The 18,574-nt window shown below is 58.0% G+C and carries 14 protein-coding genes; 7 read left to right on the forward strand and 7 right to left on the reverse strand.

Annotated elements, in window-relative coordinates:
- The first annotated feature begins 107 nt into the window (after positions 1-107).
- From tctD to ACOTXL_RS04620, 4 genes are all read left to right on the forward strand, one after another.
- Positions 108-782 carry a transcriptional regulator TctD gene (tctD, locus tag ACOTXL_RS04605; RefSeq protein WP_017693014.1) on the forward strand — a complete coding sequence of 225 codons (675 nt, stop codon included), beginning with the start codon at positions 108-110 and terminating at the stop codon, positions 780-782.
- Positions 769-2,178, forward strand: coding sequence for a sensor histidine kinase (locus ACOTXL_RS04610; protein ID WP_003859438.1), 1,410 nt, complete (start codon positions 769-771; stop codon positions 2,176-2,178). Before tctD ends, ACOTXL_RS04610 begins: the two co-directional genes overlap by 14 nt.
- 129 nt (positions 2,179-2,307) lie before the next feature.
- Positions 2,308-2,850 carry a YfaZ family outer membrane protein gene (locus ACOTXL_RS04615; RefSeq protein WP_003859436.1) on the forward strand — a complete coding sequence of 181 codons (543 nt, stop codon included), beginning with the start codon at positions 2,308-2,310 and terminating at the stop codon, positions 2,848-2,850.
- A 94-nt stretch (positions 2,851-2,944) separates the two neighbouring features.
- Positions 2,945-4,144, forward strand: coding sequence for a nicotinamide mononucleotide deamidase-related protein YfaY (locus tag ACOTXL_RS04620; protein WP_045350230.1), 1,200 nt, complete (start codon positions 2,945-2,947; stop codon positions 4,142-4,144).
- Positions 4,145-4,175: 31 nt separating this feature from the next.
- On the opposite strand, the gene glpC is transcribed toward ACOTXL_RS04620, so the two are convergent.
- From glpC to glpA, 3 genes are read right to left on the reverse strand one after another with little or no spacing between them, the layout of a single operon-like run.
- Complete coding sequence (gene glpC / locus ACOTXL_RS04625) at positions 4,176-5,366, reverse strand: anaerobic glycerol-3-phosphate dehydrogenase subunit GlpC (protein WP_023324990.1); 1,191 nt, start codon at positions 5,364-5,366, stop codon at positions 4,176-4,178.
- Complete coding sequence (gene glpB, locus ACOTXL_RS04630) at positions 5,363-6,580, reverse strand: glycerol-3-phosphate dehydrogenase subunit GlpB (protein WP_045343022.1); 1,218 nt, start codon at positions 6,578-6,580, stop codon at positions 5,363-5,365. The genes glpC and glpB overlap by 4 nt, the downstream gene beginning before the upstream one ends.
- Complete coding sequence (gene glpA, locus ACOTXL_RS04635; protein WP_045343024.1) at positions 6,570-8,198, reverse strand: anaerobic glycerol-3-phosphate dehydrogenase subunit A; 1,629 nt, start codon at positions 8,196-8,198, stop codon at positions 6,570-6,572. The genes glpB and glpA overlap by 11 nt, the downstream gene beginning before the upstream one ends.
- A gap of 250 nt (positions 8,199-8,448) precedes the next feature.
- Here glpA and glpT point away from each other — a divergent pair, with 250 nt between their 5' ends.
- A complete protein-coding gene (glpT, locus tag ACOTXL_RS04640) occupies positions 8,449-9,801 on the forward strand; it encodes a glycerol-3-phosphate transporter (protein ID WP_003859423.1) in 1,353 nt (450 codons plus the stop codon).
- A gap of 11 nt (positions 9,802-9,812) precedes the next feature.
- Positions 9,813-10,865 carry a glycerophosphodiester phosphodiesterase gene (glpQ, locus tag ACOTXL_RS04645; RefSeq protein ID WP_023324988.1) on the forward strand — a complete coding sequence of 351 codons (1,053 nt, stop codon included), beginning with the start codon at positions 9,813-9,815 and terminating at the stop codon, positions 10,863-10,865.
- A 23-nt stretch (positions 10,866-10,888) separates the two neighbouring features.
- Here the strand turns inward: glpQ and yfaE are convergent, their stop codons facing one another.
- The 4 genes from yfaE to ubiG form a co-directional block, all read right to left on the reverse strand.
- Positions 10,889-11,143, reverse strand: coding sequence for a class I ribonucleotide reductase maintenance protein YfaE (gene yfaE / locus ACOTXL_RS04650; RefSeq protein ID WP_045350231.1), 255 nt, complete (start codon positions 11,141-11,143; stop codon positions 10,889-10,891).
- On the reverse strand, positions 11,143-12,273 hold the full coding sequence (gene nrdB, locus ACOTXL_RS04655) for a class Ia ribonucleoside-diphosphate reductase subunit beta (RefSeq protein ID WP_023314567.1): 1,131 nt from the start codon (positions 12,271-12,273) through the stop codon (positions 11,143-11,145). Before nrdB ends, yfaE begins: the two co-directional genes overlap by 1 nt.
- 108 nt (positions 12,274-12,381) lie before the next feature.
- Positions 12,382-14,667 carry a class 1a ribonucleoside-diphosphate reductase subunit alpha gene (gene nrdA, locus ACOTXL_RS04660; protein WP_003859415.1) on the reverse strand — a complete coding sequence of 762 codons (2,286 nt, stop codon included), beginning with the start codon at positions 14,665-14,667 and terminating at the stop codon, positions 12,382-12,384.
- 348 nt (positions 14,668-15,015) lie between these two features.
- Entirely contained in the window at positions 15,016-15,744 is a 729-nt protein-coding gene (ubiG, locus tag ACOTXL_RS04665) for a bifunctional 2-polyprenyl-6-hydroxyphenol methylase/3-demethylubiquinol 3-O-methyltransferase UbiG (RefSeq protein ID WP_003859413.1), read from the reverse strand.
- Between the two features lie 146 nt (positions 15,745-15,890).
- On the opposite strand from ubiG, the gene gyrA reads away from it, so the two are divergent.
- A complete protein-coding gene (gene gyrA / locus ACOTXL_RS04670) occupies positions 15,891-18,527 on the forward strand; it encodes a DNA topoisomerase (ATP-hydrolyzing) subunit A (protein ID WP_045345847.1) in 2,637 nt (878 codons plus the stop codon).
- The last annotated feature ends 47 nt before the right edge of the window (positions 18,528-18,574 follow it).

Below are 18,574 nucleotides of genomic sequence, written 5' to 3' on the forward strand. Positions count from 1 at the left end.
TTTTTTCTGATTATGTGAACCACCTTGTAGCGGTTCCGTTGCGTGATTGTTAAAACAATAACCTTTCATTTCCCTTTCACTGCGACACCAACTTTACAGGATGTGATATGCGTCTCTTACTGGCGGAAGATAATCGTGAGCTGGCTCACTGGCTGGAAAAAGCGCTGGTACAAAACGGATTTGCCGTGGATTGCGTCAACGATGGACGGGCGGCCGATCATCTTTTGCAGGGAGAAAACTATGCCGTCGCGATCCTTGATATCGGCATGCCCGGTTTCGACGGGCTGGAGGTGGTGCATCGGCTGAGAAAGCGCGGGCAGACGTTGCCCGTGCTGTTTCTTACCGCCCGCAGCAACGTGGCAGACAGGGTTAAGGGGCTGAATGCCGGGGCGGATGACTACCTGCCGAAACCGTTCGAGCTGGAGGAGCTTGATGCCCGCCTGCGTGCGCTGCTGCGCCGCAGTGAAGGGCGAACCCAGGAGCGCCAGCGGCTGGGAGAGCTGGAGTACGATGATGAAGGCTTTTTTCTGCTGCGCGATGAACCCCTTTCCCTCACGCCGCGCGAACTCTCTTTGCTGAAGGTGCTGATGCACCGTCGGACCCGTCCCGTCTCCCGGCAACAGCTTTTCGACCAGGTGTTCAGCCTGAACGACGACGTCAGCCCCGAGAGCATCGATCTCTATATTCACCGCCTGCGTAAGAAGCTGACCGGCAGCGGCGTGCGGATCACCACCCTCCGGGGGCTGGGCTACGTGCTGGAGTGCGGCGATGAAGTGGGTTAAGCCGCAGTCGCTTTACCTGCAACTTTTGCTTTTTCTGGGTTTGCCGCTGCTGCTGTTATGGGGGCTGTCAGCCTTTAACAGCTACGTTAGCGCGCTACAGGCGGCGACGCAGGCCTATGACCGCACGCTGTTATCCTCGGCGCGCACGGTGTCAGAGCGGCTGGTGGTGCACAACGGCAAGCTCCAGGTGAACGTGCCGTGGGTCGTGCTCGACAGCTTCGAGCTGAACATGAACGATCGCCTCTACTACAAGGTCGTGGACCCTGACGGGCGGACGATCTCCGGCTATGACGATCTGCCGAATATGCCCCCCTCCACGTCGCGCACCTCCCACTATCCGGCGCTGGCGTGGTTTTATCATACTGAGTATCGCGGGCAGGCGATCCGCGTGGCGAAGCTGCTCCAGCCGGTTAACGAGGACAGTGTGTTCGGCATGGCGGAAATCTACGTCGCCGAAACGTTGCAGTCGCGGCGCTATCTGGCCACTCAGCTGCTGTTTTCCTCGCTCGTGTCGCAGGGGCTGCTGGTGCTGCTGACGCTGGTCCTGACCGCGTGGCTGCTGCGTCGCGTGCTGCGCCCGATGCGGCAGCTCTCTTCGCTGATGGTGCGCCGTGAGCCCGGGCTGCTGGCTCCGCTGCCGGAGCTGCTGCCCTGGTCGGAAACGCGGCTGCTGATTGTGGCATTTAACCGCTATATCGACAGGTTACGCGGCGTGCTTTCGCGACAGGCGCGCTTTAATGCTGACGCCTCACACCAGCTCAAAACGCCGCTGGCGGTGCTGAAAACCCAGGTATCGGTTGCCCTGACGCGTAACGATCCGGCCCTGTGGCAGGAGAGCTTACGGGCGATGAACGTCACGCTGGATAACACCATCGTGCTGACAGAAAGGCTGTTGCAGCTTTCAGCGGTGAAGCGAAAAGAGCAGGGGGAGCGACAGTTTGCCCCTGTCGATCTGGTGCAGGTGGTGCAAAACTGCTGCTTTTCCCGGCTGGCGCAGGCGCGCAGCAAGGGTATCGATCTCGGTTATGACGGCGTACAGCAGCCGGTAATGATTGAGGGTGATGACGTGCTGCTGGGTGAACTCTGCGCCAACCTGCTGGAGAACGCGATCAAATACACGCCGGAGCAGGGCATCGTGACGGTGTACCTGCGCACGGCTAACGATGCCGTTGAGCTGAGCGTGGAGGACAGCGGACCGGGTATTGCTGAAGACCAGATCTCCCAGGCCATGCTGCCGTTTCATCGTCTGGAAAACGTGGGTGATGCCGCCGGGTCCGGCATTGGCCTGGCGCTGGCTAACGATATTGCCCGCCTGCACCGCAGCCATCTTCAGCTGATGCCCAGTGAAAATCTGGGTGGGCTGAGCGTGAAAATGCGCTTTCTGATGCTGATATAAATGCCGATATTATCAAATCGTTACAAACTAATTGCCTGCCGCACGTGGAGTCCATTGATCACACAGGCAGGCAGGTTAAAATCTCGCGGTTTTTGGACATCTCTGAATAAATTGTGCGGGATCACGACAATGAAAAAAGTGGCATTAATGGGCTTAAGCGGCCTGATGTTTGTTTCAGCAGCGGCAAACGCAATTTCCTTCAACGGCTCGGCGGGACAAGATTATACCCATCTGGGCTTCGGTCTTGGCACGGACAGCGCAGGCCTGGCAATGACCGGCGGCTGGACGCATAACGACGACGACGGCGATGCGGCAAGCCTGGGCCTCGGCTTCAACGTGCCGTTGGGTCCCTTCCTGGCGACCGTCGGGGGTAAAGGCATTTACACCAACCCGAACGACGGCGACGAAGGCTACGCGGCGGCAGTGGGCGGCGGCTTGCAGTGGAAAATTGGCGACAGCTTTGGCCTGTTCGGTGAGTACTACTACTCTCCTGATTCCCTCTCCAGCGGCATCGACAGCTATCAGGAAGCTAACGCCGGCGCGCGCTGGACCATCATGCGTCCAATCACCATCGAAGCGGGTTATCGCTATCTGAACCTGGCCGGTAAAGACGGCAACCGCGACAACGCCCTGGCAGACGGCCCGTACGTTGGCGTTAGCGCCGGTTTCTAATCCTCTCGGCGCGGCGTTCAGTCGCGCCAGTTTCTCTCTTCCCCCGGTCTTTGATTGCGCTATAGTGTTTTGACCATTGAAATGGGAGAACACAATGATAAACGTGGAAATGTTATCCACTGGCGACGAAGTGCTTCATGGGCAAATCATTGATACCAATGCCGCCTGGCTCGCCGATCTCTTCTTTGAGCAAGGATTACCGTTAACGCGCCGCAACACCGTAGGTGACAACCTTGAGTCGCTGGTCAACGTTCTGCGCGAGCGCAGCGAACGCTGCGACGTGCTGATTGTGAACGGCGGGCTGGGACCTACCAGCGACGATCTCAGCGCGCTGGCCGCCGCCACGGCCAAAGGCGAAGGCCTGGTCCTGCACGAGGCGTGGCTGGCGCAGATGGAGCGCTTTTTCTCCGAGCGTGGCCGCGTGATGGCCCCCAGCAACCGCAAGCAGGCTGAAATTCCCGCCAGCGCGGAACTGATTGATAACCCGGTCGGCACCGCCTGCGGGTTTGCCGTTCAGTTGAACCGCTGCCTGATGTTCTTCACTCCGGGCGTGCCGTCGGAATTTAAAGTGATGGTCGAGCAGCAGATCCTGCCGCGCCTGCGCGCGCGCTTTACGCTGCCTGAACCGCCGCTGTGCCTGCGTCTGACCACCTTTGGTCGCTCGGAAAGCGATCTCGCTCAGAGCCTCGATCACCTGCAACTGCCTCCCGGCGTGTCGATGGGCTATCGCTCCTCCATGCCGATTATTGAACTGAAGCTGACCGGACCGGCGTCAGAGAAAGCCGCTATGCTGGCACTGTGGCCGGAAGTGCGGCGCGTCGCCGGGGAAAGCCTGATTTTCGAAGGCACGAAAGGGCTGCCGGCGCAGATCGCAGCGCATTTGCAGTCCCGCCAGCTGAGCGTGACGTTAAGCGAGCAGTTTACCGGTGGGCTTCTGGCGCTTCAGCTTACCCGGGCGGGTGCGCCGCTGCTGGCCAGTGAAGTGGTGCCGTTCCAGCAGGAGACGCTGGCGCAGACGGCGCGCTGGGCATCCGAGCGCAGAGTGAAGCATTTCGCCGGACTGGCGCTGTTTGTGGGCGGGCTGGATGAGGAGCACCTCAACTTTGCCCTGGCAACGCCGGAAGGAACGCACGCCCTGCGCGTCAGGATGAGCATTACCCGCCACAGCCTGGCCGTACGTCAGGAGGTGTGCGCGATGATGGCGCTGAACATGCTGCGCCGCTGGCTGAACGGGAAAGAGGTCGCCAGTGAGCACGGCTGGATCAACGTCGTGGAATCGCTGTTCGTAGAGTGAGAGTGTGCCGGGGCAGTGTCCCCGGCAACGGTTACGCCAGCGCTTTTGCCAGCAAGGTAATGGGATGTTCACAGCGTTTGCTGGTGGACATCTCGATCTGCCACTTGCAGGTTTCACAGTCCGTCACCACGATATCTGCGCCGCTCTCTTCAATCTGCCGGAACAGCGGCGCGCCAATGGCCTGTGACGTTGGGTAGTTTTCACGCTTGAATCCGTAGGTGCCAGCGATGCCGCAGCAGCGTGAGTCCAGCACCGTCAGCTCCAGCCCCGGGATCAGCCGCAGCAGCTCAAGCGTATAGATCGACCAGCCCATCTTCTCCATATGACATGGCGTGTGATATACCACCTTCAGCGGCAATTTGCCCAGCGGTAACGTCTGCCCGCTGTCCAGTTTGCGCCAGAGAAAACGGGTCGCCAGCTCAATGTGCTCGCGCAGGCCGGTGTTATCCACATCCAGCAGATGCGGATATTCATCGCGCAGCGTGAAGGTACAGGTTGACGACGTCGCCAGTACCGGTATCCCTTTGTCGACGATCGCCTCACGTAAAGAGGTGACGTTGCTGCTCGCCTGCTTGCGCGCTTTGTCGATGAAACCGTTGGCAATCAGCGGAACGCCGCAGCACTTTTCTTTGCTCAGCAGCTGAACGCCCGTCCCCATGGCGTTCAGCACTTTCAGCAGGTCTTTTCCCAGCTGCGGATGGTTGTAGTTCACGTAGCAGCCGTGGAAGAAGGCGACCTGCTCAGCGAACTGCGCCTGTTCTGCCGCCACGGATTTATACCAGCGGCGGAAGGTGCCGTGAGAATATTTCGGCAGACTGCGGTGATGGTCGATTTTGAGCGTCGCATCCAGCAGCCTGCGCACCGGCTTCAGGGCGGTGGCGGCATTGACGACCGGCGCGAAAGGCGTCGAGAGGCTGCCCATTAGATCGGTGTGGCTCAGTATCGCGTCACGCAGCGTCGGTTTTTGCGTACTGTAGCGGGCGCGGGCGCGCTGGATGATATCGCCTATTTTCACGTCCGACGGGCAGGCAACTTCGCAGCGTTTGCAGTTGATGCAGTATTTCAGCGCCTCGTCGTAGAGCGCGCCATCCTTCAGGCGCAGACGCTCCCCGTCGGGACCGGCCTGTTTCGGGCCGGGATAGCGCGGATCGACGCCGCTGACCGGGCAAACCGTGGTGCAGACCGTGCATTTGATACAGCTTTCAAATGGGGTGTCGTTCATTGTGCTCCCTCCCTGCGCTGGATAATCTGCTCCGCGACATGCAGCGCAGTGACGGCGCAGACGCCGCCACCGCAGCCCTGCGCCACGGGATCGTACCCGCCCAGAACCGAGCCGATGGCGTAAAGATTTTCAACCGGTTCCCCGCCCAGCCGCGGGCGCAGTTGGCTGTCGACGATCACGCCGAACTGCTGCCAGGGCTGCGGGGTGAAGAAATCGCTTTGATACCAGTCCGCGCGGGAAGCGCTTTGCCGGACGTCCAGACCGAGGATCGCCTCACGCACGCCATCCCGGCTGCTCAGCAGACCGTTACTGAAGAAACTGCCGCTTGCCAGCACCGTATAGCGTGCGCGAAGCGGGATGTCGCCGTGGTTGCGGGTCCAGATATCGCTTACCGCGCCCTCAACCAGGGTGATTTTTTTCACTTCGTCGCCTGCCATCCAGACGCCACCCTGGGCGACAAACTGACGCTGAAGCTGGGTATGCAGACGAATGCCGGGCACGGAAGGGGGGAGCGTCGGCAGTAAACCGAGCGTACAGGGCAGGCGCGCCGAGAGCCAGCGCCAGAGCCGGTTGTCCGTTAAGCCAAAACAGGCGGGCATAAACAGGGCGTCGCAGGTCTCGCCGAGCGGTTGAAGCGCCGCGTACAGCTGCGGCCAGTAACTTTCATTATCCAGCAGGCGGGCAATGTTCACCGCACGAAACTCGCTGGGGTTTTCGCGCAGCACGTCGAGCTCGGGGAGATCAATCTCCGCTGTATCCACCTGAACACCCTGCTGTCTGAGAGACGCGGCGGCCAGATGTGGCTGGAAATCAAGGAAACCGCTGATCCCCACCACCCGCACGCGCTCGGCAGCGATGGGGGCGACAGGCACCTCTTCCGGGCTAAGCCAGGCGGCGCGCAGGGTGCCGAGCGGCGTGACGCGCTGATGATTTTGCTCGGCGTCACCCTGCATGCGTGCGCCGCAGGTGGTGAGCAGGTGTTCGGTTTCGCAGGCAAAGCGGGCCATATTCTCTGCGCCCGTCAGGCGGTAGGGATGTTCAGGCGGCAGATCGGCGAACGTTAGCGCGCCCAGTAAATCCAGCGAGCCGGAAGAGAAGTGCAGGGCACTCTGACCGCGAGTGACAATGGCGCAGCGCAGACCCCGCTGCGTCAGTTTGAGGCCGCACAGCAGGCCCGCCAGCCCCCCACCCACAATCACGGTATCAAATTTCATGGTTGTGCTCCTTCTCCAGACCGCAAAGCCCCTGATAGACCCAGCGGGTAAACTCGCTTTCGCGCAGGGCATCGCCCCAGGCGACGGGCTGAATGCCTTTCCAGCGCTCGTTTAAAAAATCGCTGAGTTGGGCAAGCGACCGGGTTGACGTGGTGGCGTGAAAACGTTGCAGCAGCCCGGCGGCACGGCAGGCGCACAGCTCCCCCTGACAGGTGCCCATCCCGACGCGCGTGCGGCGGCGTAAATCGAGCAGGTTGTTCACCGTCAGGTTTTCCACGGCATACTGCACCTCGCCTGCGGTGACGGCTTCGCATTCGCACACCAGGCTGCGGCTGAGTCGCCCTTCACCGAGCCAGATCGGGGTGCGGTCGCCGTGGCGGTAAATAGCCGAACCGCGAAGCGGGGCAGGGAGTGAAATGATTTTGTGCAGCGTTTTTTCTGTCGATTGCTGCGAGCCGGGCAGGGCCTGTTCCGCCGTCACGCACGGCGCGGTGTTGCCGAGCTTACGGCAGACGGCATCGGTGGCCCACTGGGCCATCAGCCGGTAGGTCATCAGCTTGCCGCCGGTAATGGTGATAAATCCGTCCATGCCGTCACGTTCGGCGTGATCGAGCAGTACGATGCCGCGGCTGACGTTACGCCCGCTCGGATCGTTATCGCTGGCGACGAGGGGACGCACGCCCGCGTAGGCACGCAGAATACGCGTCTGCGCCATCACCGGGGCCAGCTTTTCCCCTTCGCGCAGCAGGATATCCACCTCTTCAGCGGTGACGCGGTTGTAATCAATTTCGCTGTAGTCCACATGCATTGAGGTCGTGCCGATTAACGAAATGGTGTCCCCCGGCACGAGGATATCGGCGTCAGACGGTTTACGGCAGCGGTTGATGACATGGTTATTGATGCGGTGGTCGAGGATCAGCAGCGAGCCTTTCGCCGGGAACATGCGCACCGACAGGTCCGCGTATTCCGCGATGCGCTGGCCCCAGATCCCCGCCGCGTTGACCACGACGGCGGCATACAGCTCGCGGTGTTCGTTGTACTGCGCATCAAACACGCGCACTCCGCGCACGGTATTCCCTTCGCGAATAAGCCCGGTGACGTGATGCCCGGTCAGGATCTGGGCGCCATGTTCCCGCGCGTCGAGCATATTGGCGGCGGTCAGGCGGAAAGGATCAACGGTTCCGTCCGGTACTTTTACCGCGCCCAGTAACGCCGGGTTTACCGAGGGTTCAAGACGGCGCGCCTGCGCAGGATCGATCGCCTCGGCCTGAATGCCTGCCGCCGTGCAGGCGGTGATAAAGGTTTGCTGAAAGCCGAGGTCGTCTTCTGGAAGGGTGATAAAAAGACCGTTGGTCGGTTCAACGCAGTGGCGGGCGATGCGCCTGAGGATCTGGTTTTCAGCGATACACTCGCGCGCTGACTCAGCGTCAGTGACCGCATAGCGGGCGCCGCTGTGCAACAGACCGTGGTTACGTCCCGTCGCGCCGGTGGCGATATCGTGGCGTTCCAGAAGCGTGACGCTCAATCCCCGCAGGGCGCAGTCGCGTGCGATGCCGGCACCCGTCGCGCCACCGCCAATGATAATCACATCGCTGAAGCGTGGATCGTGAATTGTCATTGCCTTTCCTCTATGTTCGTTTTTTTGCATTTAGCCACATTGATCGTGTGGTTTGTTTGATTTCGAACATAAACGCGCGAAATTCGAAAGTGAAACGTGATTTCATGCGCTTTTTTGCGCATTCTGTCATATTTCTGTAACAATCTGTGCGTTGATTCACAGTAACATTCACCGTGATTTCTTAACATCGCCGCCTCTGTAGCCGGGCGCGAGATGCCCGGTCATTTTTTGAAAGGCCACGGAGGCTGTTATGCTCAGTATCTTTAAACCTGCGCCACATCGGGCGCGACTGCCAGAGGCAGAGATTGATCCTCTCTACCGCCGTCTGCGTTGGCAAATCTTCCTCGGGATCTTCTTCGGGTATGCGGCGTACTATCTGGTACGTAAAAACTTTGCGCTCGCCATGCCGTACCTGGTGGAGCAGGGCTTCTCTCGCGGCGATCTGGGATTTGCGCTGTCGGGGATCTCCATCGCGTACGGTTTTTCAAAGTTCATTATGGGGTCGGTGTCGGATCGTTCGAATCCGCGCGTGTTCCTGCCCGCCGGTCTGATCCTCGCGGCAGCGGTGATGCTGTTCATGGGCTTTGTGCCGTGGGCGACCTCAAGCATTGCCATCATGTTCGTGCTGCTGTTCCTCTGCGGCTGGTTCCAGGGGATGGGATGGCCGCCATGCGGACGCACCATGGTTCACTGGTGGTCACAGAAAGAGCGTGGTGGAATTGTATCGGTCTGGAACTGTGCGCATAACGTCGGGGGCGGGCTTCCGCCGCTGCTGTTCCTGCTGGGGATGGCCTGGTTCAACGACTGGCACGCGGCGCTCTATATGCCCGCCTTTGGCGCCATTCTGGTGGCGATTATCGCCTTCGCTCTGATGCGCGACACCCCACAGTCCTGCGGCCTGCCGCCGATTGAAGAGTACAAAAATGACTATCCGGATGATTACAGCGAGAAGCACGAAGAAGAGCTGACCGCGAAGCAAATCTTCATGAAGTACGTGCTGCCGAACAAGCTGCTGTGGTACATCGCGGTGGCGAACGTGTTTGTGTACCTGCTGCGTTACGGCATCCTCGACTGGTCCCCGACTTACCTGAAAGAGGTGAAGCATTTCGCGCTGGATAAATCTTCCTGGGCCTATTTCCTGTATGAATACGCGGGCATTCCCGGCACGCTGATCTGCGGCTGGATGTCGGACAAAGTGTTTAAGGGCAACCGTGGGGCAACGGGCGTGTTCTTTATGACGCTGGTGACCATCGCGACGGTCGTTTACTGGCTTAACCCGCCGGGTAATCCGGGTGTGGATATGGCCTGTATGATCGTCATCGGCTTCCTGATTTATGGTCCGGTTATGCTGATCGGCCTGCACGCGCTGGAGCTGGCGCCGAAGAAAGCGGCAGGCACGGCGGCGGGCTTTACCGGCCTGTTCGGCTACCTCGGCGGTTCGGTCGCGGCGAGCGCCATCGTGGGCTATACCGTTGACTTCTTCGGCTGGGACGGCGGCTTTATGGTGATGATCGGCGGCAGCGTGCTGGCGGTACTGCTGCTGGTTGTTGTGATGATCGGTGAAAAACGTCACCACGCGGAAGTGCTGGCGCGTCGTCAATAAGGAGCTTTGCGATGAAATTAACTCAGTTAGCAACCGGCCTGCTGCTGGCGGGCCTGATGACAGGCTCCGCGCTGGCGGCGGATAAAATCGTTATTGCCCACCGAGGTGCGAGCGGCTATCTGCCAGAGCATACGCTGCCGGCAAAAGCGATGGCCTATGCGCAGGGGGCGGATTACCTGGAGCAGGATCTGGTGATGACGAAGGACGACCAGCTGGTCGTCCTGCACGACCATTATCTTGACCGCGTGACGGACGTGGCAGAGCGTTTCCCGGATCGCGCCCGTAAAGATGGTCGCTACTACGCTATCGACTTCACGCTGGCGGAGATCCGCTCCCTGAAGTTCACCGAAGGCTTCGAGATTGAAAACGGCAAGAAGGTGCAGGTCTATCCGGGACGTTTCCCGATGGGCAAATCTGACTTCCGGATCCATACCTTCCAGGAAGAGATTGAGTTTGTTCAGGGACTGAACCACTCCACCGGTAAAAACATCGGCATCTACCCGGAAATCAAAGCCCCATGGTTCCACCATCAGGAAGGGAAGGACATTGCCGCGAAGACGCTGGAGGTACTGAAAAAGTACGGCTACACCAGCAAGCAGGATAAGGTTTTCCTGCAGTGTTTTGACGCCGCCGAGCTGAAGCGCATCAAAACCGAGCTGGAGCCGAAGATGGGGATGGATCTCAATCTGGTGCAGCTGATTGCCTATACCGACTGGAATGAAACCCAGGAGAAACAGCCGGACGGGAAGTGGATGAATTACAGCTACGACTGGATGTTCAAGCCGGGCGCGATGAAGCAGATTGCGCAGTACGCTGACGGCATCGGGCCGGATTATCACATGCTGGTGGCGGAAGGCTCAACGCCTGGCCACGTGAAGCTGACGGCGATGGTGAAAGAGGCGCACGCCAGCAAGATGCAGGTGCATCCGTACACGGTGCGTGCCGATCAGCTGCCGCCATATGCCACCGATGTGAATCAGCTTTACGAGGTGTTGTATAAGCAGGCGGACGTGGACGGGCTGTTTACGGATTTCCCGGATAAAGCGGTGACGTTCTTAAAATAGAAAAAGGGCCGTAAGGCCCTTTTTTACATCTCGATCTCAATATCGCCTTTTGCCCGGCAGCAGCAGGGCAAAATTTCCCCTTCACTGATAAAGGCCAGCGGTTCGGTCAGCCAGTCCACCTGGCCTGCGACCAGACGGCAGCGGCACGAACCGCAATAGCCTTCACGACACTGGTACTCTACCTCCACCTGATGCGCTTCAAGCGCCACCAGCAGGGAAGGGTGCTCTTCCCGACACAGAACCTCAGTGCCGGAAAGACTTAACGTGACGCGTGACATCAGAGCTGGAAGTCGCTCAGGTCGTCGGTGTTGACTTCAGAATCAATCTGACCGACCAGATAAGAGCTCACTTCCACTTCCTGCGGCGCAACCTGCACGTTATCGGACACCAGCCAGGTATTGATCCACGGAATTGGGTTAGAGCGCGTCTGGAATGGCAGATCGAGACCCACAGCCTGCATGCGGATGTTAGTGATGTACTCCACGTACTGGCACAGAATGTCTTTGTTCAGGCCAATCATGGAGCCGTCGCGGAACAGGTAGTCTGCCCACTCTTTCTCCTGCTGGGCGGCCTGCAAGAACAGGTCGTAGCACTCCTGTTTGCACTCTTCGGCGATTTCCGCCATCTCCGGGTCGTCCGCACCGCTGCGCAGCAGGTTTAGCATATGCTGGGTGCCGGTCAGGTGCAGGGCTTCGTCACGGGCGATCAGACGGATAATTTTGGCGTTACCTTCCATCAGCTTGCGCTCGGCAAAGGCGAAGGAGCAGGCGAAGCTCACGTAGAAGCGGATCGCTTCCAGCGCGTTGACGCTCATCAGGCACAGATAGAGCTGCTTTTTCAGGGCCCGCAGGTTTACGGTAACGGTTTTGCCGTTCACGTTATGCGTGCCTTCGCCCAGCAGATGCCAGTAGCTGGTCATCTCGATCAGCTCGTCGTAGTAGTGCGCAATGCCTTCGGCGCGCTTCTGGATCTGTTCGTTGGTGACGATATCGTCAAACACCACCGCCGGATCGTTCACAATGTTGCGGATGATGTGGGTGTAAGAGCGGGAGTGGATCGTCTCGGAGAACGCCCAGGTTTCTACCCAGGTTTCCAGCTCAGGAATCGAGATTAGCGGCAGCAGCGCCACGTTCGGACTACGTCCCTGAATGGAGTCCAGCAGCGTCTGGTACTTCAGGTTGCTGAGGAAGATGTGCTTTTCGTGTTCCGGCAGCGCCTGGAAATCGATACGGTCGCGGGAAACGTCAACTTCTTCCGGACGCCAGAAGAAGGAGAGTTGCTTTTCAATCAGCTTTTCGAAGATGTCATATTTTTGCTGATCGTAGCGTGCCACGTTGACCGGCTGGCCGAAGAACATCGGCTCTTTGAGCTGGTCGTTTTTCGTCTGTGAAAAGGTGGTATATGCCATTGCGGTGAGTCCTGTGGTGTTATTTCCCCTCACCCCGGCCCTCTCCCACAGGGAGAGGGGGAAAGAGTTCCCTCTCCCTGTGGGAGAGGGTTAGGGTGAGGGAATTTATTAGATCTTACATGCGCCGCTTTCGCAGCCATCGTCCTGAATTGACGGCGCCAGGTCGTCCTGGGCGTCTTCCGCACCATCACGGGTGTTGTGATAGTACAGCGTTTTCACGCCAAATTTGTAGGCGGTCAGCAGGTCTTTCAGCAGCTGCTGCATCGGTACCTTGCCGGACGGGAAGCGCGTCGGGTCGTAGTTGGTATTGGCAGAGATCGACTGGTCGATAAACTTCTGCATGATACCCACCAGTTGGAGGTAGCCGTCGTTGTTTGGCATTTCCCACAGCAGCTCGTAGTTGTCACCCAGCGTTTCGTAATCCGGTACCACCTGACGCAGCACGCCGTCTTTCGACGCTTTAATGCTGACGTGCCCGCGCGGTGGCTCAATACCGTTAGTGGCGTTGGAGATCTGCGAAGAGGTCTCGGACGGCATCAGGGCAGAGAGCGTGGAGTTACGCAGGCCGTGAGTTTTAATGGACTCGCGCAGGCCTTCCCAGTCGAGGTGCAGCGGCTCGCTGACGATCGCATCCAGGTCTTTTTTATAGGTGTCGATCGGCAGAATGCCTTTCGCGTAAGTGGTTTCGTTGAACCACGGGCACGCGCCTTGCTCTTTCGCCAGCTCGTTAGAGGCTTTCATCAGGTAGTACTGGATCGCTTCGAACGTCTGGTGCGTCAGATTGTTGGCGCTGCCGTCGGAGTAACGCTTGCCGTTTTTCGCCAGCCAGTAGGCGAAGTTGATTACGCCGATACCTAAAGTGCGACGACCCATTGCGCCGCGTTTTGCCGCCGGGATTGGGTAATCCTGGTAGTCCAGCAGGGCGTCGAGGGCACGAACAGCCAGCACCGCCAGCTCTTCCAGCTCGTCCAGGCTCTTAATCGCACCCAGGTTGAACGCAGAGAGCGTACACAGCGCGATTTCGCCGTTTTCGTCGTTCACATCGTCCAGCGGTTTGGTCGGCAGGGCGATCTCCAGGCACAGGTTGGACTGGCGCACTGGCGCAACCACCGGATCGAACGGGCTGTGGGTGTTGCAGTGGTCAACGTTCTGGATGTAGATACGGCCGGTAGAAGCACGTTCCTGCATCATCAGGGAGAACAGATCGACCGCCTTCACGCGCTGCTTACGGATGCTGTCGTCTTTTTCATATTTGGTGTACAGACGCTCGAACTCATCCTGATCGGCGAAGAACGCGTCATACAGGCCCGGGACGTCGGACGGGCTGAACAGGGTGATGTCTTCCCCTTTCAGCAGGCGGGTGTACATCAGCTTGTTGATCTGCACGCCGTAGTCCATGTGACGCACGCGGTTGCCTTCCACGCCGCGGTTGTTCTTCAGAACCAGCAGGCTTTCCACTTCCAGGTGCCACATCGGGTAGAACAGGGTCGCAGCGCCACCGCGCACGCCGCCCTGAGAGCAGGATTTTACTGCCGTCTGGAAGTGCTTGTAGAACGGGATACAGCCGGTGTGGAACGCTTCACCGCCGCGGATCGGGCTGCCAAGCGCACGGATACGACCGGCGTTGATGCCGATACCGGCACGCTGGGAAACGTATTTCACGATGGCGCTGGAGGTCGCGTTGATGGAATCCAGGCTGTCACCGCACTCGATCAGAACGCAGGAGCTGAACTGACGGGTAGGGGTGCGCACGCCAGACATGATTGGCGTAGGCAGAGAAATCTTGAACGTAGAGACCGCATCGTAGAAACGCTTCACGTAGTCCAGACGGGTTTCGCGTGGATAATTAGAGAACAGGCAGGCGGCCACCAGAATATAGAGGAACTGGGCGCTTTCGTAGATCTCACCGGTTACACGGTTCTGAACCAGGTATTTGCCTTCGAGCTGCTTCACCGCCGCGTAGGAGAAGTTCATGTCGCGCCAGTGATCGATAAACCCGTTCATCTGCTCGAACTCTTCTTCCGTATAGTCTTCCAGCAGATGCGTGTCGTATTTGCCCAGCTCAACCATTTTCACTACGTGATCGTAAAGCTTCGGCGGCTCGAACTGACCGTAGGCTTTTTTACGCAGGTGGAAAATCGCCAGACGCGCAGCGAGGTACTGATAATCCGGTGCGTCGCGGGAGATCAGATCTGCCGCTGCTTTGATAATGGTTTCGTGGATATCAGACGTTTTGATGCCGTCGTAGAACTGAATGTGAGAACGCAGTTCAACCTGGGAGATAGATACGTTGTTCAGTCCTTCTGCTGCCCAGTCGAGAACTCGATGGATTTTGTCCAGATTGATACGCTCGGTGGTACCGTCGCGCTTTGTCACCAGCAGACTCTGATTCATGTGGGTTTTTACCTGTCCGTGAAATAAAAAATATCCCCCGCTTATCCACAGACCCGTCTTGTGACTAACTCTGTGGATAAATACTACATATAGGGGTTTTGCGATAAGAAGAACGCTATATGGTGAGTATTCTAGTAAGGATTCTTTTCAGTACAAGGGTTGATTTTGACGTTAAATTGAGGTTGTGAAAGGGTAAAAAAGGCTAAGTCCTCGTGCCGTAAGGCCTGGAAGAGATGTCAATAATTAAGAAAAAAAATTCAAAATTTGATCGAGTGCTGATTTCTTCAACGGGAGGTCAGAATTGCGCAACATGATGTCGCGCAATCTTTATAAGAATAACGAATGACGTTAGTCGTTTTTGGCGGTTGTGTGCAACATATAGTTAACATCCACGCCCGGGGCAAGTTTGAATTTATCGGTCAACGGGTTGTAGTGCAGGCCCGTCATGTGCTGCTCCTTAAGCCATGTCTGGTCAACCCAGCCCAGCAGTTCGGCAGGCTTGATGAACTTCTTCACGTCGTGCGTCCCTTTCGGCACCATGCGCAGCACATATTCCGCGCCTACCACGGCCATCAGCCAGGCTTTGCCGTTGCGGTTGATGGTCGAGAAGAAGACCTGTCCACCCGGTTTAACCAGGTTTGCACAGGCGCTGACGACCGACTGCGGATCGGGAACGTGCTCCAGCATCTCCATGCAGGTCACCACGTCATACTGGTGCGCATGTTTTGCCGCGTGCTCTTCCACGGTTTCCTGAACGTATTCTACCTGTATGCCGGACTCCAGCGCATGAAGACGCGCAACCTGTAGAGGTTCGAAGCCCATGTCCAGACCGGTGACGGTGGCCCCTTCACGCGCCATACTTTCCGCCAGGATGCCGCCGCCGCAGCCGACGTCGAGCACTTTCTTACCGAACAGACCGCCGGAACGCTCCGCGATATAGCCCAGACGCAGCGGGTTAATACGATGCAGAGGTTTGAACTCACCTTCGAGATCCCACCAGCGGGACGCCACCGCTTCAAATTTGGCAATCTCTTCGTGGTCAACGTTGTGAGCCACCGGGGATTTTTCGGCATTCATGGGCGCTTTTACTCCTTATTTAGCAAGACAAATGAGTATATCAGGCAATCCCTGTGAATAAAGCGTATAGGTTTACCTGTATCACCGCGGCTGTGTTATAATTTGCGACCTTTGAATCCGGGATACAGTAGAGGGATAGCGGTTAGATGAGCGACCTTGCGAGAGAAATTACACCGGTTAACATCGAGGAAGAGCTGAAAAGCTCCTATCTGGACTATGCGATGTCGGTCATTGTTGGCCGTGCGCTGCCGGACGTCCGCGATGGCCTGAAGCCGGTACACCGTCGCGTACTATACGCCATGAACGTATTGGGCAATGACTGGAATAAAGCCTACAAAAAATCTGCCCGTGTCGTTGGTGACGTAATCGGTAAATACCATCCTCATGGTGATTTCGCGGTGTACGCCACCATTGTCCGTATGGCGCAGCCCTTCTCGCTGCGTTACATGCTGGTAGATGGTCAGGGTAACTTTGGTTCTATCGACGGCGACTCCGCCGCGGCAATGCGTTATACGGAAATCCGTCTGGCGAAGATTGCCCATGAGCTGATGGCTGACCTGGAAAAAGAGACGGTTGATTTCGTTGATAACTACGACGGCACGGAAAAAATTCCTGACGTCATGCCAACGAAGATCCCAAACCTGCTGGTGAACGGTTCGTCCGGTATCGCCGTCGGTATGGCAACCAACATTCCGCCGCACAATATCACGGAAGTGATCAACGGCTGCCTGGCCTACATTGACGATGAAGACATCAGCATTGAAGGGCTGATGGAACACATCCCGGGCCCGGACTTCCCGACGGCGGCAATCATCAATGGCCGTCGCGGTATTGAAGAAGCGTACCGTACCGGTCGCGGCAAGATTTACATCCGTGCCCGCGCCGAAGTGGAAGCGGACGCCAAAACCGGCCGTGAAACCATTATTGTTCACGAGATCCCGTATCAGGTGAACAAAGCGCGACTGATTGAAAAAATCGCCGAGCTGGTAAAAGAAAAACGCGTTGAAGGCATCAGCGCGCTGCGTGACGAGTCTGACAAAGACGGTATGCGCATCGTGATTGAAATCAAGCGCGACGCGGTGGGTGAAGTTGTGTTGAACAACCTTTACTCCCAGACTCAGCTTCAGGTCTCCTTCGGTATCAACATGGTTGCGCTGCACCATGGCCAGCCGAAGATCATGAACCTGAAAGAGATCCTGAGCGCGTTCGTGCGTCACCGCCGTGAAGTGGTGACTCGCCGTACCATCTTCGAACTGCGCAAAGCGCGCGACCGTGCCCATATCCTTGAAGCACTGGCCGTTGCGCTGGCGAACATCGACCCGATCATCGAGCTGATCCGCCGTGCGCCGACGCCAGCAGAAGCGAAGGCGTCGCTGGTTGCGCGTTCATGGGATCTGGGCAACGTGGCGGCGATGCTGGAACGTGCCGGCGATGACGCTGCGCGTCCTGAGTGGCTGGAGCCGGAATTCGGCGTGCGTGACGGTCAGTACTACCTGACTGAACAGCAGGCCCAGGCGATTCTGGATCTGCGTTTGCAGAAACTGACCGGCCTTGAGCATGAAAAACTGCTCGACGAGTACAAAGAGCTGCTGGAGCAGATTGCCGAGCTGCTGCATATCCTGGGTAGCGCAGAGCGCCTGATGGAAGTGATCCGTGAAGAGCTGGAGCTGGTTCGCGATCAGTTCGGCGATGAGCGTCGCACCGAAATCACGGCCAACAGCTCTGATATCAACATTGAAGATCTGATCAACCGCGAAGACGTGGTAGTGACGCTGTCTCACCAGGGCTACGTGAAGTATCAGCCGTTGACCGACTACGAAGCTCAGCGTCGGGGCGGTAAAGGCAAATCTGCGGCGCGTATTAAAGAAGAAGACTTCATTGATCGTCTGCTGGTGGCGAACACCCATGACACGATCCTCTGCTTCTCCAGCCGGGGCCGTCTGTACTGGATGAAAGTCTATCAGCTGCCGGAAGCAAGCCGTGGCGCGCGTGGACGTCCAATCGTCAACCTGCTGCCGCTGGAAGCGAACGAACGTATCACCGCCATACTGCCGGTACGCGAGTACGAAGAGGGCGTGAACGTCTTTATGGCGACCGCGAGCGGTACCGTGAAGAAAACCGCACTGACCGAGTTCAGCCGTCCACGTTCTGCCGGGATTATCGCGGTGAACCTGAACGAAGGCGACGAACTGATCGGCGTGGATCTGACGTCCGGTTCTGATGAAGTGATGCTCTTCTCTGCCGCCGGTAAAGTGGTGCGCTTTAAAGAGAACGCCGTGCGCGCAATGGGTCGTACGGCGACCGGCGTGCGTGGTATCAAGCTGGCGGGTGAAGACTCCGTTGTTTCCCTGATCGTTCCTCGTGGCGAAGGCGCAATCCTGACCGTCACCCAGAACGGCTACGGTAAACGTACGGCGGAAAGTGAATACCCAACCAAGTCACGCGGCACGCAGGGCGTTATCTCCATCAAAGTGACCGAGCGCAACGGTTCCGTTGTTGGCGCGGTGCAGGTGGACGACGCGGACCAGATCATGATGATCACCGATGCCGGTACGCTGGTGCGTACCCGCGTGTCAGAGATCAGCGTGGTAGGTCGTAACACCCAGGGCGTTATCCTCATCCGCACTGCGGAAGATGAAAACGTCGTCGGTCTGCAACGCGTTGCTGAGCCGGTGGATGACGAAGAGCTCGACTCTATCGACGGCAGCGTCGCGGAAGGGGATGATGAAATCGCCCCGGAAGCGGACATCGATGATGAAGCAGCGGATGACGCTGACGAGTAACGTCTCCTGACGCATAAAGGGCCGGTTTCCGGCCCTTTTGTTTTGCG

Source organism: Enterobacter cloacae complex sp. IR5402 (assembly GCF_049238125.1).
In the GTDB taxonomy this organism is placed as follows: domain Bacteria; phylum Pseudomonadota; class Gammaproteobacteria; order Enterobacterales; family Enterobacteriaceae; genus Enterobacter; species Enterobacter hormaechei_C.